The sequence below is a fragment of the Pseudomarimonas arenosa genome, assembly GCF_014841215.1.
Classification (GTDB): domain Bacteria; phylum Pseudomonadota; class Gammaproteobacteria; order Xanthomonadales; family Xanthomonadaceae; genus Pseudomarimonas; species Pseudomarimonas arenosa.
Genome location: NZ_JACYTR010000001.1, coordinates 40345 through 65721, shown reverse-complemented (window position 1 = coordinate 65721; position 25377 = coordinate 40345). Strand labels below are relative to the sequence as shown.

Sequence of the window (25377 nt, the reverse complement as noted above, 5' to 3'; positions counted from 1 at the left end):
TCAAGTTCTTCCCGGCTGATTTGCTGCACGCTTGAATCGTTCGCCAATCGCCCGCATTGATAGAGACATTGCGGCCGCTGGCTGCCCCAGAACGAAACGAGGTGTTTCATGCGCATGGACAAGTTCACATCGCGCTTTCAACAGGCACTGGCCGATGCCCAGAGCCTGGCAGTTGGCCGCGACCACAATATGCTCGAACCGGTGCACCTGATGGTGGCTCTGCTCGACCAGCAAGGCGGTTCGACCAAGCCGATGTTGGCCCAGGCCGGGGTCAATGTGGCTGCCTTGCGCCAGCGCCTCGGTGAACAACTCGATGCGCTGCCCAAGGTCAGCGGGCAGGAAGGCACTATCAATCTTGGCAACGAATTGAGCCGGCTGCTCAATCTGGCCGATAAGCAGGCCCAGCAGCGCGGCGATCAATTCATCGCCAGTGAGATGTTCGTGCTGGCGGCCGTCGATGAGAAGGGCGCCCTGGGCGAAGCGCTGAAGCAGACCGGTGCGCGCAAGGAGGCGCTGGAACAGGCCATTGCCAAGATGCGCGGTGGTGAGAAGGTCAACGATGCCAATGCCGAAGAAGCGCGTCAGGCGCTGGAGAAGTACTGCATCGATCTCACCGCCCGTGCCGAGAGCGGCAAGCTCGATCCGGTGATCGGTCGTGATGAAGAGATCCGCCGCACCATCCAGGTGTTACAGCGTCGCACCAAGAACAACCCGGTGCTGATCGGCGAGCCCGGCGTGGGCAAAACCGCCATCGTCGAAGGGCTGGCGCAGCGCATCATCAACGGCGAAGTGCCGGAAGGTCTGCGCAGCAAGCGCGTGCTGTCGCTGGATATGGGCGCCCTGATTGCCGGCGCCAAGTTTCGCGGCGAGTTCGAGGAGCGGCTGAAGGGCGTATTGAATGATCTGTCCAAGCAGGAAGGGCAGGTAATCCTGTTCATCGACGAACTGCACACCATGGTCGGTGCCGGCAAGGCCGAGGGCTCGATGGACGCCGGCAATATGCTGAAGCCGGCGCTGGCCCGCGGCGAGCTGCATTGCATCGGTGCTACTACGCTCGATGAGTACCGCAAGTACGTCGAGAAGGATGCCGCCCTGGAGCGCCGCTTCCAGAAAGTATTCGTCGGCGAACCCTCGGTGGAGGACACCATCGCCATCCTGCGCGGCTTGAAGGAGCGCTATGCGGTTCACCACGGTGTCGAGATCACCGATCCGGCCATCGTTGCCGCCGCCACCTTATCCAATCGTTACATCACCGATCGGCAGCTGCCGGACAAGGCGATCGACCTGATGGACGAGGCCGCCTCGCGGATCCGCATGGAGATTGACTCCAAGCCGGAAGAAATGGATCGCAAGGAGCGTCGGCTGATCCAGCTGAAGATCCAGCGTGAGGCCCTGAAGAAGGAAAAGGACGCCGAGTCGAAGCAACGCTTGGCCGATCTGGAAACCGAAATCAGCGTGCTGGAGCGCGAATACAACGATCTGGAAGAGATCTGGAAAGCCGAAAAGGCGGCGGTCAGCGGCACGACCAAGATCAAGGAGCAGATCGAGCAGCTGAAGATCGAACTCGATGCCGCGCATCGTCGGCAGGATCTCGGCCGCGCGTCGGAGATCCAGTACGGCCTGTTGCCGGGCTTGGAGAAGCAATTGAGCGCCGCGGCAGAAACCGAACAGAAAGGCTTCCAGTTGCTGCAGCAGAAGGTCACCGCCGAGGAGATCGCCGAAGTGGTCTCGCGCTGGACCGGTATACCGGTGTCCAAGATGCTGGAAGGTGAGCGTGACAAGTTGTTAAGAATGGAAGAGGCGCTGCACGGACGTGTAGTGGGGCAGGACGAAGCGGTGCGTGCGGTGTCCGATGCCATTCGTCGCTCGCGTGCCGGTCTGTCCGATCCGAATCGGCCGAATGGCAGTTTCCTGTTCCTCGGCCCAACCGGTGTTGGCAAGACCGAGTTATGCAAGGCCCTGGCCGAATTCCTGTTTGATACCGACGAGGCCATGGTGCGGATCGACATGAGCGAGTTCATGGAGAAGCACAGCGTGGCTCGGCTGATCGGTGCACCGCCGGGGTATGTGGGCTACGAAGAAGGCGGCTATCTCACCGAGGCGGTGCGGCGGCGGCCGTACAGTGTGATCCTGCTCGATGAGGTCGAGAAGGCGCACACCGATGTGTTCAACGTACTGCTGCAGGTGCTGGATGATGGTCGACTGACCGATGGTCAGGGCCGCACGGTGGACTTCCGCAACACGGTGATCGTGATGACCTCCAATCTGGGATCGCAACTGATCCAGGAGTTCAGTGACGACAGCGAAGAGAGCTATACCAAGATGAAAGCCGCGGTGATGGGCGTGGTGCAGGCGCACTTCCGCCCTGAGTTCATCAATCGTCTCGACGAATTGGTGGTGTTCCACCCGCTGGGCAAGCAGCAAATCCGTGCCATTGCCAGGATTCAGACCGATTACCTGGCCAAGCGTCTGGCCGAGAAGCAGATCAAATTCGAGATCAGCGACTCGGCGCTGGCGATACTGGGCGAGGTCGGCTTCGATCCGATCTACGGTGCCCGGCCGTTGAAGCGCGCCATCCAGCAGCAGGTTGAAAACCCGCTGGCGCAGGCGATTCTGCGCGGTGAGTTCATGCCGGGCGACAGCCTGGTGGTGGACGCGGCACACGGTCAGATTCAGTTTCACAAGTAGTCGGGCCGCCTGACAGGTCCTGTCTGAGCTTGCTGGCCAACAGTGGGCCTCGGCCGGAAACTTGAACCCCTGCCCGAATGGTTTCATTCTGGCGGGGGTTCAGCGGCAGAGAGGCAGGATGTCGGACGCGGTGTTCTTGCTCGAGAGAGCGGTGCTGAACGGTCTTGCAGGTGACGCACCTCTGCCCGAACTGCTGCGTCGTCTGGCTGAGGACATCGAAGCCATACTCGACGATGTGCGCGTATCGATTCAGCGCATCGATGGCCATGGCAAGTTGCGCGCCGGAGCATCGCCTTCGCTCGATCCCGACTATCTGGCCCTGATCGAAGGTGAATCGATCGGCCCCAAGGCCGGCAGTTGCGGTACCGCGGCCTTCATCCGCGAGCCGGTCGTCGTGTCTGACGTGCGAACTGATCCGCGCTGGGAAAACTACAAGACCTTGGGTGATCGATTCGGCTTTCGCGCGTGTTGGTCGTTTCCTGTGCTGGGTGACCGCCGAGAAGTGCTCGGTACCTTTGCCCTCTATCGGGCTGAGCCGGGATTGCCCGATGCTGAGGAGCAAGGACTGATTGCGCGCTGTGCCGAACTGGTGCACTTGATCATGGCGCGCGAGCAGCGCCAGGCAGAAATCGACCTACTGCGCCGCGGCTTCGATCGCTCATTGGTGCCGATGCTGCTGATTGATGATTCGGGTCGAATCGATCTGGCCAACCCCGCCCTGTGTCGGTTGCTGGGTATCGCCACGGCGCAGTTGCGCGGACAATCTCTGATGTCCTTGATCGGCCTGGTGGAACGGCTGGAGGTGCTGGAGGAACTGCAGGCCATCATCAAGCAAAACCTCAATTGGCACGGTGAGCTGGCCATGCTGGATGCCGATGGCGCTGCGGTACCGCTGGACGTGATGGTGACACCGATTGGCAACGATCATCGCGACGTGGCGCACTTCATGGTCAGTCTGACTGATTTGCGCGAACGCCTGCGCGCTGAGGCGGAACTGGAGCGCCTGGCCTTCCACGACCCGGTCACCGGTCTGCCCAACCGCTCCTTGTTCGAGGACCGGCTCAGCATGGCCTTGGCAACTTCACGCCGCGAACGCCAGCATGGTGCGCTGCTGTTCGTCGACCTTGACCATTTCAAGATGGTCAATGACCTGCATGGTCACAGCCAGGGTGATGCCTTGTTGGTGGCGGTGGCTGACCGGCTACGTCTGAGTCTGCGCGAAGAAGATACCGTGGCGCGGCTGGGCGGCGATGAATTCGTCGTGCTGTGTTCGCGCCTCGGCGCCGATCCACTGGTGGCGGCACGGCGGGCGCGGATGCTGGCCGACAAGTTGGTCGCTGAATTGGTGCAACCGTTGCAGATTCGCGGCCATAGTCATGCTCTGACCGCCAGTGTCGGCATCACCGTGTTTCCGAAAGGGCTGGAAACGGGCGAAGACCTGCTGCGCGAGGCGGATACCGCGATGTATCGGGCCAAGGAATCGGGCCGCAACGCAGTGGCGCTGTTCGATCCACAGATGCAGAGCGTGCTGCGTGAGCGCGACGCATTGGAGCGCGATCTGCGCCAAGCGCTGCAGCGCCGCGAATTTGCCCTCCATCTGCAGCCCCAGGTGGATCAAGACGGGCGGGTCTGTGCTGCGGAGGCTCTGTTGCGCTGGCAGCACCCAGAGCGCGGCAACGTGCCACCGCTCAACTTCATCCGCTTGGCAGAAGAATGTGGCCTGATTGTGCCGCTGGGCGATTGGGTGTTGGAGCAGGTCTGCACCTGGCTGGCTCGTTGCGCGACTGCCGGCCGCCCACTGCACATGGCGGTGAATGTCAGTGTGCGGCAGTTCCGCGAGCCCAACTTTCTCGCTCGGGTCGAGCAGATCCTTCGTCAGAGTGGAGCGGACCCCCTTCATCTCACCCTGGAGGTGACTGAAAGTCTGTTGATTGACGACGCCGAGGCCAGCGTCGATATCATGTCGGCGTTGGCGAAACTTGGTGTTCGGTTCAGCATTGATGATTTTGGCATCGGCTACAGCAGTCTTTCCTACTTGCGCCGCCTGCCCCTGCGCGAAATCAAGATCGACAAGAGTTTTGTACAAGACATAGTCGACAACGCCGATGACGCGGCGCTGGTGCAGACTATGTTGTCGATGGCCAAGCATCTTCGCCTGACTGTGGTGGCCGAAGGCGTCGAGACCCAGGCGCAGCGTGATCTGCTTTGCCAATGGGGATGTCAGCGACTGCAAGGTTATCTGATCGATCGCCCCAGTGACGGTGCGTTGTGGGTCGAGCGATGGTTGGCGGCCAGCGTGGCAGCACCCCCTTAGGGAAGGTCTGAACAAGTCCATCCTGGACTTTTCAGACGCGCCGAGTTCGGCACAGGTCCGAACTCGTTTCGGCCGCTCCGCGGCTAGGTCGAGCTTTGCTCGAATACGCTGATCAACAACGTACGTTGTTGATCGCGGCGGTGCATCCTTGCACCGCGGGGATAAGGCCGATGGGGCGAGAAACCTCGAGTCAGCCCTGGACCTGTTGCTCCAACTCGGCCACCCGCGCCTCCAGTGCCTCGATCCGTTGCAGCAGCATGTCGACACTGTCGCTGGAAGCGCTGACGGCCGTGCTGGTCTGATACAGCGACTCATCGATCGGGCCGGTCAGCAGCTGGCCGTAGCGATCTTCGCGTTGACCCGGCGCGCGTCCGAGTTGTTTAACCAGGGATGGCTCGCGTTGCTGCAGGCGCTGCAGACAGTGACGAAGATCTTCAGCGTCGCTGAATTTGGCGAGCCGATCGCTACGCGACAGCAGCTCGCCACCGGTTTGCGGACCACGCAGGATCAGCAGGGCCAGCAGCGCCTGTTGCTGTTGGGTCAGGCCGAAATAGTCTGACATGCGGTGTTCGTAACGCTGCGCGCGGGCGCCGTGCTGGCTGCGAACCAGGCGGCGGTTCTCCATCTGACGCAGCGCGTGGCCGACTTCTCCCGGGCTCAAGTTCATCACCGGATCACGACTGGTCTTCTGGTTGCAGGCCACCACGATCGCGTTCTCGGTCAGCGGATACTGATCGGGCGTGGTGGCTTCTTTCTCAATCAGGCAGCCGAGGATACGGGCCTCGATTGGGGTCAGTTCGGCGTTCTGTTCAGACATGAGGGGCTGCTTGCAGGGGAGGGCGGCAGCGAGCATGCCCGCTGCCGGGTGTCGATTCAACTCGGATGACGCGCACGGCGATCAGAATTCGAAACTCAGGCGGGCGTAAACCAGTCGCCCGCTACGACCGAATGGCGAATAATTGGAGAACGGCGTATTGCCCGTGGTATTGCGTGAGATCGGTGAGGCATCCGGATATTGGTCGAAGATGTTCTCAGCACCCAAGGCCAGCTCGGAACGCTCACCGAGTTCGATGCGACCTTCGAGATCGACCAGGGTCTTCGGGCTCATCAGGAAGTCAAATTGCTCGCTGGTGCCAGGATCCAGCACCTCTCCGTAGCGAGTGGCGCGCAAGGTGGCGCCGAAGCGTTCGCGCTTCCAGTTGACCGAGGCTCCGATCTTGTCCTTCGGTGTGCCCTGTTCAAAACTCAACACATTGATCCGGCCAAACAGGGTCGGCGCCGGGTCGAGTGAAGAAAGTTCGTTGGTGCTGGGCACGCGAGTGACCTCAGTGTCGTTGTAGTTGCCGCTGAGGATGAAGTCGAAGCGTCCCAGGTCGGCGGTGTCGAGCGGGAAATTGACCACCACATCGACGCCCTGGGTTTCGGTGTCGACGCCGTTGATGAAGAACCTGCCGCCGCCGATGCCAATGAAGCCCAGCGAAGTCAGGTAGTCGCGAACATTGCCGGCAGTCAGGTTCTCTGACAGCACAATGCGGTCGTCGACGTCGATGCGATAGGCATCAATGGTGACCGTGACATCGGCGATGCGGAACACGGTGCCCAGCGAGACATTGATCGACTCCTCGGCGTCCAGCGGCTGCGCGCCCAGCGCCCGCGCGGCTGGATCCTGCGGCGGGAAGGTGGTGATGTCGAACGGAATGCCGTTGATGAAATTAGTTGAGGTGGCGGTGAAGTACTGCTGCTGTGGCGAGGGTGCGCGAAAACCGTTCTGCAGCGAGCCGCGCAGGGCAAAGCTGTCATTGATGTCGTAGCGCAAGGCCAGTTTGCCGGTGACGTTGCTGCCAAAGTCAGAATAGTCTTCAGCACGAATGGCGGCCGAGCCGAGCAGCTTTTCGCTGAGATTGGCTTCGAGGTCGAGATACACGCCAACCGCGTTGCGATCTTCATCCACTTCATTGCTGGGACGAAAGCCGGGAAACACCTGGGAACCAGCTTGTGGCCGTGCTCCATTCGGCAGCAGCGCGTCGCCCTGACGATAGGAATCCGGTTCGCCGGCAAAGATCGAATAGCTCTCCCTGCGCGCTTCAAGTCCGGCGGCGATATTGAGTGGCGAAGCGAGGGCGTCGAAATCCACGCTGCGCACACCGGAGAAATTGAACACCCATTGGTCGTAGTCGAAGCCGCCGGCATCGAACTCGGTTCTGGAGCTTGGGCCGATCGAAGCGTTCAAGGTGTTGGTGATGGTGAAGGCCATCTCATTGCGACCGAATACCAGTGAGGTATCCATGAACCAGGGGCCCCAGTTCCATTCATAGCCCAGCGCCGCGCTGGCATCCGTCACTTCCGGAGCAATCAGCGGCAGGAAACCATCGGGGTAGATCTCGATCACATTGCGGGTGTCCAGGGCGCGGCGATAGAAACCGGCGGATACTGCGTCGCGATCCTGGTAGCTGGCCCAGCCGTACAGGCGAGCGCCCTCGCTTTGATCGATGCCCCAATTGGCGAACACGGTTTTCTGTTCGATTTCCGGTTCACCAAACCAGGCGTTAAAGCGATCGAAGTTGGCTTCGCGAATATCGAAGCCGCCGTTCACCAGCGGATATTGTTGGCGGAAGTCGTAACCGCCGCGTTCGGTGCGCTGCTGGTCCTTGTATTCCGCGCTGAGGGTGAAATAGCCCGCTTCGCCCAAGGCAAAGCCCTTCCACATCGAGGCCGTGGTCGTGGCGCCGTCGCTGACGCTGCGGGTGATCTGCTCGGGTGCACTCCAGGTGGCGCCCGCTGGAGGGGGTGTCACCGGCGTGGTGTATTCGCTTTCGCGTTGGCCGACCGTCAGGGTGGCGCCACCGCCTTCGCTGGCACGCCGCAACAGTACATTGATCACACCGGAAATGGCGTCTGAGCCATACTGTGCCGAGGCGCCGTCGCGCAACACTTCGATGGTCTGTACAGCGGCAGTGGGAATGGTGTTGAGATCGACCGCCGCGGCACCGCGACCGACTGTGCCATTGATATTGACCAGGGATGAGGTGTGCCGGCGCTTGGAGTTCAGCAAGACCAGGGTCTGGTCCGGTGACAGGCCGCGCAAGGTCGCCGGCCGGATGGTGTCGGTGCCGTCCGCCAGCCCGGGGCGCGGGAAATTGAACGACGGCAGGTTGATGGACAGCGCCTGATTGAGTTCCGGTGCGCCGCTGCGCTCAATCTGCTCGACGCCGATCACATCGACTGGAGCTGCAGTATAGGTGGCGGACCGATTCGACACGCGGGTGCCGGTGACGATCACTACGTCGAGTTCGGCAGCCTGCTCAGCGGTTTGTTCGTCGGTCTGAGCGCAAAGCGGCGCAGCATGCAATGCGAAGGCGATGGCGGTGGCGAGTACAGCGGGCTTGTACATGAGAACTCCGGAGATGCTGGAAGGTTGAGCCGTGCAAATCGGAAATCACCGGCGACGCATCGCCAGCGGCGTTGCTGAGTCACAGGGGTACGTTACGCGTTCGTTAAGATTTTGCCTAGGCGCTGGCTACCAATCGCCCGCGGCCGGATAAACTATGCCGATGATTGGATTTCGTTCTCTCGCGCTTCGTCGTGGCGGGCGGCTGTTGCTGTCCGGGCTCGACTTCACCTTGCACGCCGGCTGGCGGGTCGGCCTGGTCGGCCGCAATGGCTGTGGCAAGTCCTCGCTATTGGCCGCCATTCTTGGTGAATTGGAGTCAGATGAAGGGCAGATCGATCTACCCAATCGGGTGCGGATTGCCAGTGTGGCCCAGGAGACCCCGGCCCTGAAGGAGGCGGCGCTTCGCTATGTGATTGGCGGTGATGCCGAGCTGGCGGCTGCCTTGGCTCGCGAAGTGCAGGCGCTGGCGATGGATGACCACGCCGCCGCTGCGGCAGCGCATCACGATATCGAGTTGCTGAACGGCTACGATGCCGAAGCGCGCGCTGGCCGGCTATTGCATGGTCTGGGCTTTGCCAGCTCGGTGTTCGAGCAGCCGGTGGCCAGCTTCTCCGGCGGCTGGCGAGTGCGGCTGAATCTGGCCCGCGCCCTGATGGCGCCCAGTGACCTGTTGCTGCTCGACGAGCCGACCAACCATCTCGACCTCGATGCCGTCCTTTGGCTGGAGCAATGGCTGCAGCGCTATACCGGCACGGTGATCGTGATCTCGCATGATCGCGAATTCCTCGACGAAGTCTGTACCCATGTGGTGCATCTGCATGAAGGACGAGGGCGGCTTTACAACGGCAACTACACTGGCTTTGAGCGCCAGCGCGCCGAGCAGCTGCGTCAGCAGCAGATCGCATTCGAAAAGGAGCAGACCGAGCGCGCCCATCTGCAAAGCTTCATCAATCGTTTCAAGGCCAAGGCCAGCAAGGCCAAGCAGGCTCAGTCCCGAGTGAAACGGCTGGAGAAGCTGGCCGGCACCGAGGCGGTGCGTGCCGAATCGCCATTCCGCTTCAGTTTTGAAACGGCGGCTGAGCTCCCCAGTCCGTTGCTGCGGCTGTCACAACTCAGTGCCGGCTATCAGGTTGGGGGTGAGCGGATCGAGGTGCTAAGTGGGGTGAAGTTCTCGCTTGAGCCGGGCGATCGCGTGGCCTTGCTCGGCGCCAACGGCGCCGGCAAGTCGACCCTGGTCAAGACCCTGGTCGGCGAGATCGAACCATTGGCGGGCGAGCGCGTGCTGCACCCGGCAGCCAGGATCGGCTACTTCGCCCAGCACACGGTTGAGTCTCTACGTGAGCACGAGACGCCGATCCAGCATCTGGCGCGTCTGGCGGACAAACAGCCCGAGCAGGTTCTGCGCGACTGGCTCGGACGCTGGAACTTTCCCGGCGACCGTGCGTTTGACCCGGTCGAGGGGTTCAGTGGGGGCGAGCGGGCGCGGCTGGCCCTGGCCCTGATCGCCTGGCGGCGACCCAATGTGCTGTTGCTCGACGAACCGACCAACCATCTCGACATGGACATGCGCGAGGCCTTGGCTGAGGCGCTGGCCTTGTTCGACGGCGCCTTGGTCCTGGTCAGTCATGATCGCCATTTGATAGGTCTGGCCTGCGATCGCTTCTGGCGCGTGGCCGAGGGTACGGTAGCGCCGTTCGATGGCGATCTCGATGACTACGCGGCCTGGTTGCGCAGCCGTGACCGCGACCCACAGCGGTCTGACCCGGACAACGCCAAGGTGGTGTCGGCTGACAATGCCAAGCAGCGCCGCCGCAGTGCTGCCGAACAGCGCGACAAGGAGCGGCCATTGAAGAACCGCTTGAAACAGTTGGAGACGGCCATGGCGCAGCAGCAGCAGGCTCTCGCCGAACTGGAACAGCAACTCGCCGCACCCGAGCTGTATCAGCAGGACGGCCGTGCTGCCGGCGAACTCAGCCGCAAGCAGGCCGAACTGCACGCCGCCCATGCGCAGAACGAGGCGGCCTGGCTGGAAACCTACGAGGCGCTGGAGGCCTTGGCTGAAACCTGAGCCGTGCTTGTTTCGGGTGTCGACGCAGCTCTCGTTGCCATCGAGTCGTGCGGCAGTGGCGGCGGCTGAGCCGGGCCTGGGATTGAAAATGCCGGCATCCGCCCCCAGTCTCGGCCCCATTACGACCTGCGCTAACTGCGCACCGAACCACGGAGTCACCCATGCCAATTTACGGATTCGAATGCCCCGATTGCGATCATCGCTTCGATCGCCTGCAAAAACTGTCGGACCCTGATCCCAGCAGCTGCCCGGCTTGCGGCTCGGCTCAGGTACGGCGACAGATTACTGCCCCGGCATTTCGACTGGCCGGTAGCGGCTGGTATGAAACCGACTTCAAGAAAGACGGCGACAAGAAGCGCAATCTTGCCTCATCCGGCGATGAAGGCAGCAAGTCCGATTCGAAATCCGAGGCCAAGTCAGAGACCAAGTCAGAGACCAAGTCGGAAGCCAAGCCCGAAAGCAAGCCGGCCTCCACCGACAGCAAGCCGGCCGCCGCTGCCGCGTCTTCTTGATCGCGCGGGCTGCCGGCCGGTCCGTTGGCGCTGAAAACCACCACAGCCTGCCCCGGACTTGATTCGGGGGATGGAGGTCTCAGCAGCCTGTCAGCGCGGCGCGAAGCGCGCCCGGCAGCCCTGGTCGACCCAGATCTGATAGCCGTCAAAGCCCCAGCTGCGGCCTTCGACGCAGCTGGCTCGGGAAATCTGTTCAACCAGGATCGGTCGGCCCTGGCGTGATTGCCAGGCACAGGTACGATGGCGCCCGTCTTCGCTGGCGCAGGTCACCGAATAGCCCGCATCGCCATAGCCAGGTCGGCCGCCACCCACCGGCAAGCCGGGTCGGCCGCCGCGCGCTTCGGCGAACTTGCCACGGCAGCCGCGGCGCACCCAGATCTCACCGGGTTGCCAGCCCCAACTATCGCCTTCGATGCATTCGGCGTTGGAGTATTGCTCGATCAGAATGATCGGGCCGCGCAGGCTGGTCGCACAGCGGCGGCGCTTGCCTTGTCGCGACTCACAGACCACGAAGCTGCCGCCGTCGTGATAGGGCGCACCGGTCCAGGAACCCTGGCTCGCGTCGTGGCGCTCGCTGAATTGCCCACGGCAGCCGTCGTCGACCCAGATCACGCCGCGTCGCTGGCCCCAGGTGCGACCCTCAATGCAGTTCGCGCGGGACAACTGGTGCTGCAGTGTGGCCTGCCCGTGGAACGAGGTGACACACTCGGTGTAGCGGCCGTCGATGCTGGAGCAGGTGACACTGCGCGGTTGCCAGTTGCTATTCGACGGGCGCCAGGCCGAGCCGCGCAGCGAACTCGCGATGTCGCGCTTGATCTCGCTGAAACCCCAGCCGGAATCGATCTGATCGAGATAGAAGGTCAATTGGTCGTCGGGGATCAGGCGCCCGCCGCTTTGATCGGAATATTCGCGTTCGATCACCCGCACCCGATCAGGGACGGTGAGCTGGCGCAAGTTCTCCGGTGCATAGGCTTTCTGTTGCGTGGAACCGGCAGCGCTCAGCAGTAGCAGAGCGAGCACCAGGGCGAGTCTATGCAGGGGCACCATACGAGGCTCCGAAGAGAGGCCGGCGGTTTGCCGAGCATACCCACGGCGATGGCATCGAGCGATAGCGAGCCGACCGATGGCAAAACCCAAGACCCGCCGCGGCGAGCGGCTGGGCTGATCCCGGCCTGGCGAAGAAAAGCTTTGCCGAGCCAGGCCAAGCCTCTTTAAAATGGCGGGTTTTCGCTGTGTCAGCTGGTTCGGAGCCCGCCATGCGTAGTCAATTCTGTGGTCTTGTCGACGAGACCTTGATTGGTCAGACCGTCACTCTTTGCGGCTGGGTCAACAAGGCTCGGGTGCAAAGTCACCAGGTGTTCTTCGATCTGCGTGATCACGAGGGCATCGTGCAGATCCTGGTAGAGAGCGACCAGCCCGAGCTGTTCGAGATCGCCAGCTCGCTGGGCCAGGAAGACTGCCTGCGGGTCACCGGCAAGGTGCGTGAGCGCCACAGCATCAATGACAAGATCCGTACCGGTCGGGTCGAGGTGTTGGCGGAAAAGATCGACGTGATGAATCGCGCCATTAACCTGCCATTTCACTCGCATGAAACACCGGGTGAAGATGTGCGGCTCAAGTATCGCTATCTCGATCTGCGGCGCCCGGAAATGCAGCGCATGATGCGCACTCGCATCAAGCTGGTGCAGGCCTTGCGCGCCTGGCTTGATGCGCGTGGCTTTCAGGATATCGAAACCCCGATCCTGACCAAGGCCACGCCGGAAGGCGCGCGCGATTTTCTGGTGCCGGCGCGTATGCATGCGGGCGAGTTCTACGCCCTGCCGCAGTCGCCGCAGCTGTTCAAGCAGATTCTGATGATGGCCGGCTTCGATCGCTATTATCAGATCGCCCGCTGTTTCCGCGACGAAGCCTTGCGCGCCGATCGCCAGCTCGAATTCACTCAGCTCGATATGGAATTCGCCTGGGTCGATGAGGCCGAGGTGCAGGACACGGTGGAAGGCATGATTCGCCACGTGTTCCGCGAAGTGATGCAGGTCGAGCTGGCCGATCCGTTCCCGCGCATGAGCTACGACGAGGCGATGCGCCGCTACGGCTCCGACAAGCCGGACCTTCGCATCGACCTTGAGTTGATCGATATCGCCGAACATGTGCGCTCGGTGGAATTCAAGGTGTTCGCCGAATGGGCCAATCACGCCGAAGGGCGGGTGGTGGCGCTGCGCGCGCCGGACGCGGCCACCTGGTCGCGCAAGCAGATCGATGAACTGGCCGCGCATGCGGCGAAATACGGCGCCAAGGGTCTGGCCTGGCTGAAACTGGAAGATCGCAGCAAGGGCCGCGAGGGGGTGAACTCGCCGATTGCCAAATTCTTTGACGATGCCACCTTGAATGCCATTCTCGATGCCTGTGGCGCGCAGAATGGAGATCTGCTGCTGTTTGGTGCCGGTCCCTACAAGCAGGTCTGCGACTTCATGGGTGCAGTACGGCTCAAGCTTGGAAAAGACCTCGGTCGAATTGAGCACAGTTGGCGTCCGCTCTGGGTCACCGACTTCCCGATGTTCGAATGGGACGAGGAAGCCGGGCGTTATGTGGCCCTGCATCATCCGTTCACCGCGCCGGCGGTCGATGACATTGCCGATCTCAAGGCCAATGCCCGTATAGCCGTCTCGCGTGGCTACGACATGGTGTTGAATGGCAATGAGATCGGTGGCGGTTCGATTCGTATCCACCGCCCGGATATGCAAAGCGCGGTGTTCGACCTGCTCGGCATCAGCCGCGAAGAAGCCGATGCCAAGTTCGGCTTTCTGCTCGAAGCGCTCAGCCATGGCGCCCCGCCGCACGGCGGTATCGCCTTTGGCATCGACCGTATCGCTGCCCTGATGGCCGGCACCGACTCGATTCGCGACGTGATCCCGTTCCCCAAGACCACTACCGCGCAATGCCTGATGACCGGTGCCCCTTCGCCGCTCGACCCCGAGCAGCTGAAAGAGGTGCACATCCGAACCCTAGAGGCGTAGGGCGGGTCTCGACCCGCCAGTGCAGCGTCCGAACCAATCGTCGCGCGAGCAGTGGGCGCCAGCCTTCCCCCTCACCCCAATCCCTACCCAGGAACCTCGCTATGCGAGGCCCCTGGGCAGGCAAAGATCGGCTCCCTAACCCCATCCCGGCCCTCCCCGAACATCGGGGAGGGAGTTCCGGGGCACCAGCCGGCGCGCGAAAATCAGTGCGCATCGATCTCTCCCGCCAGTGGAGAGGGGCTCTATGCCACCCCAATCCCGGTCCTCGTCCTACACGGCCTGTGGATGCGCCGCCCGATCCTCTGGCCGCTGGCCCGCCGCTTGCGTGCCGCGGGCTTTTCCCCGCGCCTGTTTCCCTACGCCACGCTGTGGCGTTCCGCTGAACAGGCCGTTCCACGCTTGCAGGCCGAGTTGCGCGCCCTGGGTCCAGGCCCGGTGCATATCGTCGGCCATAGTCTGGGCGGTGTCGCCGCCCTGGCCGCTCTGCACGATGGCAACAACCTGCCGCCCGGTCGGGTCGTGTGCCTGGGCTCACCCATCAATGGCAGCGCCGCCGCCCGCGGCATGCGTGAACACCATCTGCGTCTGCTGGTCGGCCGCAGCGGGCCATTTCTGGAGCGCGGTGTTCAACTGCCGCCCGACCGCGAGGTCGGCATGATTGCCGGAACGCTGGCATTGGGCGGCGGACACTGGGTGGCCGATCTTGGCGATCAGCATGACGGCACGGTGGGGGTTGCGGAGACCTGGCAGCCAGGCCTGACCGAGCACCTGAAGATGCGGGTATCGCATAGCGGACTGATTTTTTCAGGGGCGGTGGCGGAGGCGACTATCCGTTTTCTGCGCACGGCGTGTTTCGGCACCGCCCTGTCCCAGGGTTGAGTGCGCAAAGAATTGATTCCCAAAGGATTGTGCGGGTTGCTCTGGTGTCGCTGCGCTTGACGATGGATAAGAGCGCAAAAGATAATGGTTCGCGTTTCCGGGGCTGAATCCCGTCGCCGGCTTGCCGAATCATGAGTGCTACGCTTGAGTAGAAACCGCCACCGATCCGACGTGCCCAGTTCATGCCACAGCGATGTGCGGGCGATTCAGGACACCACCCGACGTCAGTTGATCCTGGCTATGGGTGCCGCTGGCCTGTTGTTGCTGGGTGGGCAGTCCCGGGCGGCGACCTTCCTCAGTGCCGCCGAGGCGCGCGAGCTGATGTTTCCTGGTAAGGCTTTCATTCCGAACAACGTTCAGCTCAGCGCTATCGAGCGGGCGGCGATCAAGGCGGCGTCCAAGGCGCGGGTTCGTTCGAAGGAGCTCAAGGCCTGGCGCAGCGCTGAGGGCGACTGGTTTCTGCTCGATCAGGTGATCGGCAAGCATGAATTCATCGACTATGCCGTGGGTTTCAATCCGCGCGGCGAAGTGGTGGGTGTTGAAGTGCTCACCTACCGCGAATCCTACGGCTCCGAGGTGCGCAATCCGCGCTGGCGTGCTCAGTTCCACGGCCGCGATTATCGCGAGCAGCTGGAACTGAACAAACAGATCAAGAATATTTCCGGCGCCACCCTGTCCTGCCAGCATATTACTGAGGGCATCAATCGGCTCGCTGCGACCTGGGCCGAAGTGCTGTCCAAACGCCTGTGAACATCGCCCATCGCGAAGCAGCGGTGATCCCTGCAGCGTTGCGCCGCTGCCGGCCGCTGATGGGCAGCTTCGCCGAAATCAGTCTTGAGGCCGACTGGCCCCGAGCGCGCCTGCTGGAACTGAGTCAAGCGCTGTTTGCCGAACTCGATCGCCTTGATGCCAAGTACAGTTTTCACCGCTCTAGCAGTGTGTTAAGTGAGGTGAATGCAGCAGCAGCACGCGCCGTTGAAATCGCTCTCGACTCCGAGACGGCGGCGCTGATCGGGCAGGCACTGCGTTTCAGCACGCTTAGCGACGGCTTGTTCGACATCTGCGTCGCACCTGCCCTGACGGCCGCGGGCGCATTGCCTGGACACCACGCGGTGGAGTCGGGAGCGCGTTGGTGCGATCTCAATCTGCAGCACCACAGACTGAGCTTTCAGCGCCCGGCCTTGCTGGACCTGGGGGGGATCGCCAAGGGCTATGCAATCGACTGCGCGTTTGCGCTGGCCCCCGCCGAGGTGCGTCTCGGGATAAACATCGGCGGCGATCTGCGCTTGTCGCATTGGCAGACCGAGTCACTCGGATTGCGCGGCCCCGATCATCAAGTCGCCCTCCACACGCCGATGCTGGCGGCCGCCGTTGCCAGTAGCGTAGCCGCGCCGGGCGCACACCTGAGTCTGCTGATCGATCCGCGCAGCAGCCAGGCCAGCAAACGTGCCTGCAGCGTCAGTGTGTTCGCCGAAAGCGCCATGGTCGCCGATGCATTGACCAAGCTGGCCGTGTTTAGCGCTGATCCTGAACACTCATGGCTTGAGCGGTTGTGGCGAGCAGGCGCTCATGCGCTGATTCAGATCGATGCCGAGCGCCCTGTGAAGGTCTATCGGGCACCCTCAGTGGAGCCGGTTGCGCCGCAACCCGAACAGACAGGAGCAGAGCGCTGATGCCCTGGGTACGGGTTCGGATGCCAGGCTGGCTGCGCCGCTTGTTGTATGCGGTGCTGGCAGGCAGTTGGCTGACCGGCACCACGTTCTTCATCCTCAGTCGCTTCGTTGAGGTCGAGGGCGAATTCGGGCCGATGAAGCATCCGTGGCAATCGCCCGTGCTGGCCGCGCACGGCGCCTGTGCCTTTCTGATGTTGCTGGCGCTGGGGGCCCTGTGGACCAATCATGTGCCGTCGGCATGGCGCAGCGGCTCCTCGCGCCGCTTGGGCATCCTGCTGCTTGTGATCACCGCCTGCATGGTGATCAGCGGCTGGGTGCTGTACTACCTGGCCGGTGAAACCTTGCGGCCGTGGATCGGCAATCTGCATTTCGCCTTGGGCGCCGCGCTGCCGCTGATCGTGGCCAGCCATGTGGTGCTGGGCCGACGCGCGCGTCGTGCCCGGATGCCCTCAGGCCTGGCCACGCCGCCGCCGCGACAAGCGGTTGAGTCGCAGCGCACGCGTGCCGATGCGGAGGCAGAGCTGCAGTCGTCCTAGCAGCGGTCAGAACGCCCGCGGCGATGGCCGGGATTTGAGTCAGGTCGACGCCGAGCAGACCGTGCTTCGCCAGGCGCAACTGCTCGTTGTGAGCGCGATCCGGGCTAGGCGAAACAACCAGTTCAGTCAACCCGTTCGCCATCACTCAGCTCGCGCTCCGGGTGCAGTATCACCGGCTCGCCAACGGACAGGCCGGTGCGAATTTCCGCCCACCCTTCGCCGATCAGGCCGACTTCCACTTCGGTGAGACGGGCTCGGCCGCCCTTGATGCGAAAAGCCTGCCAGCCGGTCTCGGCACGGAACAGCGCACTGGCCGGCACACGCACGGCATCTTGGGCCTGGTCAAGCAGAAAGCGCGCGGTTAGACGGTAGGCATCGCCGAGGCGCTGCCAGCGTTCGATCGGATCATCCAGGCTCACTCGCACCCACACCCTCTGTTCTTCCACACCAAGCGCAGAGATCTTGGTAAACGCGGCGGGTTCGATCCGCCGAACCTGGCCCGACAGCGATTGAGGCTCGCCCCAACGCAGCAGTTCAACTGGCATCGATTCGCGCAGGCGCACAGCGTCAGCGGACAGAACGTCGACCTCCACCTCCAGGCTGGTGGGATCGCCGACTTCGATCAGGGGCGTACCCGGCGCTACCGCCATCTCGCTTTCGTAATGACGCCGCAGCAATACACCGTCGATCGGCGAGCGGAGTTCGATCGGCTCGCTGCCCTCAGCACTGAAGCTGCCCAGCGCAGCTTCCGCCAGCCGCACCTGTTCATCGGCGGCGGCAACGGCATAGCGGGCACTGGCGGCCTCCGCCCGACGCAGTTCGGCCAGACGAAGCGCCTGTTCAGTAGGCGCGGCCGCCTGCAGGCCTCGCTCGGCCAGGCGTTGCGCGCGCCGGGCATCGGACTGCGCTTGTCGGGCCGCGCTGTCGGCCGCCGTTGCGCTGGCTTCTGCTGACTGGCGCTCGGCCTGCGCGGCCGCCAGTCGTGCCTCGGCCTCGGCTCGGCTGCGCGGATCGAGAGCACTGCTGGGGCTAGGTGCGATGCTGAGCACGACCTGTCCCGCGTGCACTACAGCACCGGGTTCGTACTGCAGTCGTTGGGCCAGCCCGTGTACTGGGCTGCTGATCAGATAGCGATCGCGCAAGCGCGTGCGAGCTTCGGCCTCCACCGTCGCCCGCACCGTTCCGATCTGCACCTGGGCCGAATCCACCGGCCGCGACTGCGGCCAGGCCGCCAGCACGATCAGTGCAACTACCACGATTGCGATCAGCCAACGGCCCTTGTGTGTCATCAGTCGCGCGCCTTGAGTGCTTCGATCAGGTCCATGCCGTCCAGCCGCCTCCGCACCAGTACCATCGAGGCCGCCGTGGCGCTGAGAACGATCAACCCGGACAGTCCATAGGCGGCCGGTGTGGTCAGCAAGGGAATGCGATACAACTCGGACTGAAAGTTGAACACGATCCAGGCGCAAAGGGCATAGCCGATGGCGATGCCGGGCAGCAATGCCAGCAAGGAGAGGCTGAGCAGCTCACCTTGTAGCAGCGCGCGTACTTCCTGCCGGGTATAGCCAAGAACGCGCAACGAGGCCAGTTCGCGGCCGCGCTCGGCCAGGGTGATTCGCGCCGCGTTGTACACCACGCCAATGGCGACACTGGCGGCCATCAGGCTGGCGATCAGGGTGAAGGTCAGTATCCCCTCGGCCAAGGTGCGGCGGAAACTGCTGACCATGGCCTGTCGGTCGCTGATCGAGGCAATCACCGGGCGGGCTCGCAAGGCCTCCAGCAGATCGCCGCGCTGTGCTTCAGCCAGTGCCACCCAGGCGCGGTTGCCCAACGCATCCTCACCCAGCCATCGGTTGAGTGCATTGCGTTCGCTATACGCCGATACGCCGAGATACTCGTCAACCGTTCCGGCTAGCGGTAGGCGCAGTCGCTGACGGGCGCCATCCAGCACCTCCACCTCAACTTCATCACCCACGCGCAGCGCCAGGCTAGCGGCCAGAAAACCCGTCAGCAGCAATCCGTGTTCGGGCGGATTGATTGGCTGCAGCTCGTTGTTCAACACCCGGCGCAGTTGGCCCGAGGCCGGCAGGCCGGTCAGCGCGCCCTGCCATTGACGGTGGCCATTGCGCAATTTCACCGGCACGGTGCGGCCGACCTCCACTGCCATTACGCCGGGCAAGGTCGCGAGCTCCTCGGCGAAACGTAGTGTTCGAGGGTGGCTCAGGATAATGCTCAGATCGTCGCGCTGGGCCAGTCCAAACTGCACGTTCACCATATGCTCGACCGCCGCCGCCTGAAAGCGCGACATGATCAGAATGCCAGCGGCCAAACCGATGCCGAACACCGACAGGGCGCTGCGCCAGGGGCGGCGGACCAGGGTGCGCAGGATCATCCGCGCGCGCAGGTCGAGCCAGTGCAACAGTCGTGGCGATTCCAGCACGGAGCGGTGATAGCGCGGCGGCGGTTCCGGCCGCATGGCCTCCGCCGGCGGAAGCCGGTAACAGCGGTAGACCGCGGCGGCGGCGCCGGTGGCGGCAGTCAGCAGGGCAAACAGTAGAGCCTGCCAAATCAGTCCCGGCGACAGCTGCCAATCAAGATAAGGGAAGCGATAGAACTCGGCGTACAGGCGCGCCAGTCCGCTGCCCATCCAAGCGCCGAGCAGCAAGCCGGGCAGGGCGCCTGCTACGGCAATCGCCAGAGCAAAGCCGCCGTAGTGGCGGGCCAATTCCAGGCCACGGTAGCCAAAGGCCTTGAGCAAGCCAATCAGTTCGCGCTGGCTTTGCAGCATTCGCGCCAACACGATGTTGAGAAGAAAAGCGGCCACGCCAAGAAAGATGCCGCCAAACAGCCGCGCCATGACTTGCAGTTGCTGCAGCTCGTCGGAGAGGAAACGATCGGATACCTGGAGCTCGCGCCCATGGGCGCCGACATTGCCGTAGTTGTCGAGCAGGCGATCGAGCTGTTCGATCACATCCTCGCTCCGCGCCTCGCGCTGCAATGACAGACTCAAGTCGTTGAAGGCGCCGAACATGTCGAACGCGCGAGCCAGCGGCTCATGGCGCATCCACAGCACTCCGTAGCGGGCAAAGTCGGGAAACACGTCGCCGGGCCGAATCGGATAGATGAACTCGGGCGACAGCACAATGCCGGCCACCTGCAATCGCTGTTGTCGGCCATTGATCACTGCATAAAGCTGATCACCTCGGCGCAAATCATGGGCGTCGGCAAACGCCTCGATCAGCAGCACCTCGTCATCCTGCTGCGGGAAGGCGCCACTGCGCAGAAACAAGCGGCCGGCAAGATCCTGGCTTTGCATCGGCAAGCTGACTATGCGCGCTGTCACTGAGTCCGCGTAGCCGTCTACCTGCAGCCGTGCTTCAGCGCTGATCCGCGCATGCACGCGCGCCACCCCGGGAATGGCGGCAATCGCTGGCAGCAGCGTTTGCGGGGCCCGGGTCAGCTGAGTGAACACGTGGCCGAAGTCGTATTCGGCATAGAAGCGCGCCTGGGTGCGTGACAAGGACTGGTAGTTGCTGATCGACATCACCCACATGGCGATTCCGATGGCCAGTACCGTGGCGATCGCTGCAATCTGGCCCTTCATCTGCGCTAGCTCGCGCCCCAGTTTGAGCTGCAGTGCATTCACCAGCTCACCGAATCGGCTGGCTGTGGCGCGCTATTGCGCTGATCACTCACCACCCGGCCGTCGCTCATCTGCAGCACGCGATCGGCGATCGCCGCAATGGCGGCGTTGTGGGTGATGATCAGCACCAGGGCATCGGTCTCACGATGGATGTGCTGCAGGCTCTGCAGCACCCGAACCCCAGTCTTGGAGTCCAGCGCGCCAGTCGGCTCATCGCACAGCATGATCGCCGGGCGCTTGGCGATGGCCCGGGCGATGGCCACCCGCTGCTGCTCACCGCCCGACAACTGGGCGGGAAAATGTTCGGCGCGCTGCTCCAGTCCAACCAGACGCAGCGCCTCGATCGGCGCCATCGGCTGGGTGGCGATGTCGGTTACCAGGCGGACGTTCTCCTCTGCCGTCAGACTGGGTATCAAGTTATAGAACTGGAACACGAAGCCGACTTCGCGCCGACGAAACTCGGTCAAGCCGGCATCGTCGAATTCGCTGAGCTGGCGGCCGCGACAGCTCAGCTGGCCGCCGCTTGGGTGATCCAAGCCGCCAAGGATATTGAGCAAAGTGGACTTGCCGCTGCCCGAGGCGCCCAGCAGGACGACAAATTCGCCAGCGAACAGGTCGAGATCGACCCCGCGCAAGGCCCGTACCTCGGTCTCGCCCATGCGATAGGTCTTGCTCAATCCACGAGCGCTGAAGATCGGGCTGGCGCTGTCGTCCATAGCTCCAGTGTCGCGCGATTTGGCCTGGCTGCCTTTGATCAGACGCAAGCCCGACGATGTGCGGGAGCGGCCGGCTATAATTGCCCGCTTGGTTTGACGAGAGCAAGGTTGTGGCTGGACATTCCAAATGGGCCAATATCCAGCACCGCAAGGGTAAGCAGGACGCCGTGCGGGGCAGGATGTTTACTAAACTGGTGCGCGAAATCAGCGTGGCCGCGCGTAGCGGCGGCGGAGACATCGCGGGCAATCCGCGCCTGCGTCTGGCGGTCGACAAGGCGGTGGCCGCCTCGATGCCGAAAGACAATATCGAGCGCGCGATCAAGAAGGCCACCGGCGAGCTGGAAGGGGTGAATTACGAGGAACCGCGCTTCGAAGGCTACGCCCCCGGCGGCGTGGCGGTGATCGTCGACTGCATGACCGACAACCGCCAACGCACCGTGGCCGATGTGCGTCACGCCTTCAACAAGTTCGGCGGCAACCTCGGCACCGACGGCTCGGTGGCCTTCATGTTCCACCGGCTCGGCGTGCTCAGCTATGCTCCCGGCTGCGACGAAGACAAGATCACCGAGGCCGCCATCGAAGCCGGCGCCGACGATATCCAGGTCAACGAAGACGACGGCTCGATCGAAGTGCTGACCAGCGCCGACAACTACCAGGCGGTCAAAGACGCCATGGATGCCGCCGGCTGCCCACCCGACGAGTCCGAAATCACCTTCCGTGCCGAGAACAACATCGCCGTCGAAGGCGACACAGCGATCGCGGTGGCGAAACTGCTGGATAGGCTCGAAGACCTTGATGACGTGCAGAATGTGTATTCGAATGCCGACCTGCCGCCGGAGGCATGGTGATCGAGAAGCCGGGATTGGCTTTGAAGCCGGGATTCGGGATTCGGGATTCGGGATTCGGGATTCGTCGAGCGTGCGTCTGAGCGATACTTGAGCGCGCTGCGTCTTCGCTCTGTTGCTAAGCTGACAGACCGCGCGGCGTAGTTGGCTCGCTCATGAAGTTCGGCGAGCGACGCAGCATCACTGAACAGGAGCGATCACGCTGGTGCGACGAATCCCGAATCCCGAATCCCGAATCCCGGCTCCACTCACGCGCATCCTCGGCATCGACCCCGGCTCGCAACGCACCGGTATCGGGGTGGTGGATGTCGATGCGGCGGGGCGTTGTGTGCATGTGCATCATCAGCCCCTGGTGGTGCTGGAGGCGGGTGAATTTCCGGCGCGGTTGAAGCGCATCCTGGATGGCGTGCGTGCGGTGATTACCGAGTTCGGTCCGGTGGAAGTCGCGATTGAGCGGGTGTTTCTGGCCAAGAATGCCGACTCGGCGCTGAAGCTGGGGCAGGCGCGTGGGGCGGCGATCTGTGCTGCGGTGGATGCCGATCTGCCGGTGTTCGAGTACTCGCCGATGCAGATCAAGAACGCCGTGGTCGGGCGCGGTGTGGCGGAGAAACGTCAGGTTCAGCACATGGTTGGCGTGCTGCTGAACCTGAGCACCAAACTGCAGGCAGATGCCGCTGATGCCTTGGCGGTGGCGATTACCCACGGTCATGCGCGGCGACTCGGTCTGCAGACCGGGTTGCCGGCATCGGCGCTGATGCGTAGGAGAGGGTGGCGATGATTGGACGTTTGCGCGGCGTGTTGTCGGTGAAACAGCCGCCCTGGCTGATGATCGATGTCAATGGTGTCGGCTACGAACTGGAAGCGCCGATGAGCACCATCTATGACCTGCCCGAACTGGGCCGGGAAGTGGTGCTGTTTACCCATTACGCGGTGAAGGAAGACAGCGTCGCCCTGTACGGCTTTATGACCGAGGCCGAGCGGCGGCTGTTTCGCGATGTGCAGAAGGTCTCTGGCATCGGCGCCAAGATCGCGCTGGCGATTCTGTCCGGGGTCAGCGTGGCCGAATTCGCCCGCCTGGTCGCCGGCAGCGATGTGACGTCGCTGACCCGCATTCCCGGCATCGGCAAGAAGACCGCCGAACGCATCGTGGTGGAACTGCGTGATCGCGCGGCGGCCGATTTCGGCAGCGGCCCGGCCGGCGTCAGCTTCGGTGCCGTGCCGCAGGACCCGGCCAGCGAAGCCAGCGTTGCCCTGCAGCAGCTTGGCTACAAGCCGGCCGAGATCACCCGGCTGCTGAAAGGCGCCCCGGAAGGCGCGGCGGCCGAGGATTTGATTCGGCATGCGTTGAAGGCGGCACTTAAGTAGGGTGCGCCTCGGGCGCACCGAAGGGCGGCTTGGAAAGGCATGCACGGTGCGCCCAAGGCGCAGCCTATGGCGCCTGAATCGTTCCCCCTCTTGCGCCTTCCCCGCCGCCTGTTAAGGTAGGCGGCTGAATCGGGCGCTGCCGCCCGCACTGCCTACCCCAGCCGAGACTCCATGGATCGCGTGATCTCCACCGACGCCGATCGCGACGAGCAATTGCTCGAAGCATCGATTCGCCCCAAGCGGCTGGATGAATACCTCGGCCAGCAGCCGGTGCGCGAGCAGTTGAAGATCTATATCGAAGCGGCCAAACGGCGCGATGAGGCGCTGGATCATGTGCTGATCTTCGGCCCGCCGGGCCTGGGCAAGACCACCCTGTCGCATGTGATTGCCAATGAGATGGGCGTGCAGCTGCGGCAGACCTCAGGGCCGGTGATCGAGCGTGCCGGCGATCTGGCTGCCCTGCTGACCAATCTGCAGCCGCACGATGTGCTGTTCGTCGATGAGATCCATCGCCTGTCGCCGGTGGTGGAGGAGGTGCTGTACCCGGCGATGGAAGATTTCCAGATCGACATCATGATCGGCGAAGGGCCGGCCGCGCGCTCGATCAAGCTCGATCTGCCGCCGTTCACCCTGATCGGCGCCACCACCCGCGCCGGACTATTGACCGGCCCGCTGCGTGATCGCTTCGGCATCGTGCAACGCCTGGAGTTCTACAACGCAGCCGAGTTGACCGCTATCGTGCGCCGCTCGGCACAGATTCTCGGTATCGATTGCGAGGCCGAAGGCGCTGCCGAGATCGCCAAGCGCTCGCGTGGCACGCCGCGTATCGCCAACCGTCTGCTGCGTCGAGCGCGCGATTACGCCCAGGTGCGGGCCGATGGGCGAATCACCAACGAGGTCGCCGACGCGGCGATGTCGATGTTGAAGGTCGATCCGGAAGGCTTTGACGAGCTGGATCGGCGCCTGTTGCGCAGCATCATCGACAACTTCGACGGTGGTCCGGTCGGTGTTGAATCGCTGGCCGCCGGCCTGTCGGAAGAGCGCGGCACGCTGGAAGATGTGATCGAACCCTATCTGATCCAGCAGGGCTTTCTGATCCGCACGGCCCGCGGCCGCATGGCGAGCGCCAAAGCCTATCGCCATCTCGGTCTGAAGCCGCCGGCCAAGGCCAGCGGTTCCGGCGGTGATCTGTTTGGGACAACCGATGATGAACGCTGAATCCGCTGGGCGCCTGCCGTTCAGCTGGCCTGTACGCGTCTATTGGGAAGATACCGACGCTGGCGGCGTAGTGTATCACGCCAATTACCTGTGCTTTTTCGAGCGTTGCCGCAGCGAATGGTTGCGCAGTCTCGGTATTGCGCAGGAGCGTTTTCGTCATGAGTTCGACCGCGTGTTCGCCATTCGATCGATGCACACCGACTACCGGCGTGCCAGCCGGCTGGACGATCAGCTGGTAGTGCGCGTGGACGAAGTGCGGGTGGGCTTGGCCAGTCTTGATTTTCGCCAGAGCATTTTGCGTCAGGGCGAGGACGAGTCGATCGCCACTGCCCAGGTTCGTGTCGGCTGTCTGGTGGCCTCGAGCTTCAAGCCAACCCGGATGCCGGATAGCCTGCGCCAGATCTTGCTGCAGGCGACTGAGTCGGGCGCTGACTGACCCCGATTCACCTAACAGGCTGCTGAGACTCATTTCAGCAGCCCGCTAAGCGATAGTTTCACCCCCTGGCCATGCTCTG

Annotated in this window: 20 protein-coding genes; 14 read left to right on the top strand and 6 right to left on the bottom strand. The window is 63.1% G+C overall.

Annotated elements, in window-relative coordinates:
• Positions 1-108 precede the first annotated feature (108 nt).
• Both clpB and IFO71_RS00310 read left to right on the top strand, forming a co-directional pair.
• A complete protein-coding gene (gene clpB, locus IFO71_RS00315; protein ID WP_192027521.1) occupies positions 109-2688 on the top strand; it encodes an ATP-dependent chaperone ClpB in 2580 nt (859 codons plus the stop codon).
• 118 nt (positions 2689-2806) lie between these two features.
• On the top strand, positions 2807-5002 hold the full coding sequence (locus tag IFO71_RS00310; protein WP_192027520.1) for a sensor domain-containing phosphodiesterase: 2196 nt from the start codon (positions 2807-2809) through the stop codon (positions 5000-5002).
• A 190-nt stretch (positions 5003-5192) separates the two neighbouring features.
• Here IFO71_RS00310 and IFO71_RS00305 read toward each other — a convergent pair whose 3' ends face one another.
• Both IFO71_RS00305 and IFO71_RS00300 read right to left on the bottom strand, forming a co-directional pair.
• Positions 5193-5819, bottom strand: a complete 627-nt coding sequence (locus IFO71_RS00305; protein WP_192027519.1) for a YceH family protein — start codon at positions 5817-5819, stop codon at positions 5193-5195.
• Positions 5820-5900: 81 nt separating this feature from the next.
• Positions 5901-8393 carry a TonB-dependent receptor plug domain-containing protein gene (locus tag IFO71_RS00300; RefSeq protein ID WP_192027518.1) on the bottom strand — a complete coding sequence of 831 codons (2493 nt, stop codon included), beginning with the start codon at positions 8391-8393 and terminating at the stop codon, positions 5901-5903.
• A 160-nt stretch (positions 8394-8553) separates the two neighbouring features.
• Here IFO71_RS00300 and IFO71_RS00295 point away from each other — a divergent pair, with 160 nt between their 5' ends.
• Together IFO71_RS00295 and IFO71_RS00290 are read left to right on the top strand one after the other, a co-directional pair.
• On the top strand, positions 8554-10461 hold the full coding sequence (locus IFO71_RS00295) for an ABC-F family ATP-binding cassette domain-containing protein (protein ID WP_192027668.1): 1908 nt from the start codon (positions 8554-8556) through the stop codon (positions 10459-10461).
• 161 nt (positions 10462-10622) lie between these two features.
• Positions 10623-10973, top strand: a complete 351-nt coding sequence (locus IFO71_RS00290; RefSeq protein ID WP_192027517.1) for an FmdB family zinc ribbon protein — start codon at positions 10623-10625, stop codon at positions 10971-10973.
• Positions 10974-11063: 90 nt separating this feature from the next.
• Here IFO71_RS00290 and IFO71_RS00285 read toward each other — a convergent pair whose 3' ends face one another.
• Positions 11064-12020, bottom strand: coding sequence for a DUF3011 domain-containing protein (locus tag IFO71_RS00285; protein WP_192027516.1), 957 nt, complete (start codon positions 12018-12020; stop codon positions 11064-11066).
• 209 nt (positions 12021-12229) lie between these two features.
• On the opposite strand from IFO71_RS00285, the gene aspS reads away from it, so the two are divergent.
• The 5 genes from aspS (at position 12230) to IFO71_RS00260 (ending at position 17075) form a co-directional block, all read left to right on the top strand.
• On the top strand, positions 12230-13987 hold the full coding sequence (gene aspS, locus IFO71_RS00280; protein WP_192027515.1) for an aspartate--tRNA ligase: 1758 nt from the start codon (positions 12230-12232) through the stop codon (positions 13985-13987).
• Between the two features lie 216 nt (positions 13988-14203).
• A complete protein-coding gene (locus tag IFO71_RS00275; RefSeq protein WP_332309282.1) occupies positions 14204-14866 on the top strand; it encodes an esterase/lipase family protein in 663 nt (220 codons plus the stop codon).
• Positions 14867-15037: 171 nt separating this feature from the next.
• Positions 15038-15616: an FMN-binding protein gene (locus tag IFO71_RS00270; RefSeq protein WP_332309274.1), complete on the top strand. Its 579-nt coding sequence runs from the start codon at positions 15038-15040 to the stop codon at positions 15614-15616.
• The gene (locus IFO71_RS00265; RefSeq protein ID WP_192027513.1) at positions 15613-16539 is read left to right on the top strand and encodes an FAD:protein FMN transferase; all 927 of its coding nucleotides are present in this window, start codon (positions 15613-15615) and stop codon (positions 16537-16539) included. The genes IFO71_RS00270 and IFO71_RS00265 overlap by 4 nt, the downstream gene beginning before the upstream one ends.
• Positions 16539-17075: a hypothetical protein gene (locus IFO71_RS00260; RefSeq protein ID WP_192027512.1), complete on the top strand. Its 537-nt coding sequence runs from the start codon at positions 16539-16541 to the stop codon at positions 17073-17075. Before IFO71_RS00265 ends, IFO71_RS00260 begins: the two co-directional genes overlap by 1 nt.
• 122 nt (positions 17076-17197) lie before the next feature.
• Here the strand turns inward: IFO71_RS00260 and IFO71_RS00255 are convergent, their stop codons facing one another.
• Genes IFO71_RS00255 through IFO71_RS00245 form a run of 3 tightly spaced genes read right to left on the bottom strand, consistent with a single transcriptional unit; the run spans position 17198 to position 21482 of the window.
• The gene (locus IFO71_RS00255) at positions 17198-18364 is read right to left on the bottom strand and encodes an efflux RND transporter periplasmic adaptor subunit (protein WP_192027511.1); all 1167 of its coding nucleotides are present in this window, start codon (positions 18362-18364) and stop codon (positions 17198-17200) included.
• Positions 18364-20721 (bottom strand): ABC transporter permease, encoded by a 2358-nt coding sequence (locus tag IFO71_RS00250; protein ID WP_192027510.1) that lies wholly within the window; start codon positions 20719-20721, stop codon positions 18364-18366. The genes IFO71_RS00255 and IFO71_RS00250 overlap by 1 nt, the downstream gene beginning before the upstream one ends.
• Positions 20718-21482, bottom strand: coding sequence for an ABC transporter ATP-binding protein (locus IFO71_RS00245; RefSeq protein ID WP_225444257.1), 765 nt, complete (start codon positions 21480-21482; stop codon positions 20718-20720). Before IFO71_RS00245 ends, IFO71_RS00250 begins: the two co-directional genes overlap by 4 nt.
• Before the next feature lie 62 nt (positions 21483-21544).
• Between IFO71_RS00245 and IFO71_RS00240 the strand changes: the two genes are divergently transcribed.
• From IFO71_RS00240 to ybgC, 5 genes are all read left to right on the top strand, one after another.
• Positions 21545-22282, top strand: coding sequence for a YebC/PmpR family DNA-binding transcriptional regulator (locus IFO71_RS00240; RefSeq protein WP_192027509.1), 738 nt, complete (start codon positions 21545-21547; stop codon positions 22280-22282).
• A gap of 211 nt (positions 22283-22493) precedes the next feature.
• A complete protein-coding gene (gene ruvC, locus IFO71_RS00235; protein WP_425502856.1) occupies positions 22494-23057 on the top strand; it encodes a crossover junction endodeoxyribonuclease RuvC in 564 nt (187 codons plus the stop codon).
• A complete protein-coding gene (ruvA, locus tag IFO71_RS00230) occupies positions 23054-23644 on the top strand; it encodes a Holliday junction branch migration protein RuvA (protein ID WP_192027508.1) in 591 nt (196 codons plus the stop codon). Before ruvC ends, ruvA begins: the two co-directional genes overlap by 4 nt.
• 171 nt (positions 23645-23815) lie before the next feature.
• Positions 23816-24862, top strand: coding sequence for a Holliday junction branch migration DNA helicase RuvB (gene ruvB / locus IFO71_RS00225; protein ID WP_192027507.1), 1047 nt, complete (start codon positions 23816-23818; stop codon positions 24860-24862).
• A complete protein-coding gene (gene ybgC / locus IFO71_RS00220; RefSeq protein WP_425502855.1) occupies positions 24831-25298 on the top strand; it encodes a tol-pal system-associated acyl-CoA thioesterase in 468 nt (155 codons plus the stop codon). Before ruvB ends, ybgC begins: the two co-directional genes overlap by 32 nt.
• Positions 25299-25377: the final 79 nt, after the last annotated feature.

Coding starts and splice junctions, on each gene's coding strand:
- IFO71_RS00260 (WP_192027512.1), top strand. CDS start 16,539: ATGCCCTGGGTACGGGTTCGGATGCCAGGCTGGCTGCGCCGCTTGTTG.
- IFO71_RS00300 (WP_192027518.1), bottom strand. CDS start 8,393: ATGTACAAGCCCGCTGTACTCGCCACCGCCATCGCCTTCGCATTGCAT.
- IFO71_RS00290 (WP_192027517.1), top strand. CDS start 10,623: ATGCCAATTTACGGATTCGAATGCCCCGATTGCGATCATCGCTTCGAT.
- IFO71_RS00255 (WP_192027511.1), bottom strand. CDS start 18,364: ATGACACACAAGGGCCGTTGGCTGATCGCAATCGTGGTAGTTGCACTG.
- ruvB (WP_192027507.1), top strand. CDS start 23,816: ATGGATCGCGTGATCTCCACCGACGCCGATCGCGACGAGCAATTGCTC.
- clpB (WP_192027521.1), top strand. CDS start 109: ATGCGCATGGACAAGTTCACATCGCGCTTTCAACAGGCACTGGCCGAT.
- IFO71_RS00285 (WP_192027516.1), bottom strand. CDS start 12,020: ATGGTGCCCCTGCATAGACTCGCCCTGGTGCTCGCTCTGCTACTGCTG.
- IFO71_RS00295 (WP_192027668.1), top strand. CDS start 8,554: ATGATTGGATTTCGTTCTCTCGCGCTTCGTCGTGGCGGGCGGCTGTTG.
- aspS (WP_192027515.1), top strand. CDS start 12,230: ATGCGTAGTCAATTCTGTGGTCTTGTCGACGAGACCTTGATTGGTCAG.
- IFO71_RS00305 (WP_192027519.1), bottom strand. CDS start 5,819: ATGTCTGAACAGAACGCCGAACTGACCCCAATCGAGGCCCGTATCCTC.
- IFO71_RS00310 (WP_192027520.1), top strand. CDS start 2,807: ATGTCGGACGCGGTGTTCTTGCTCGAGAGAGCGGTGCTGAACGGTCTT.
- ruvA (WP_192027508.1), top strand. CDS start 23,054: ATGATTGGACGTTTGCGCGGCGTGTTGTCGGTGAAACAGCCGCCCTGG.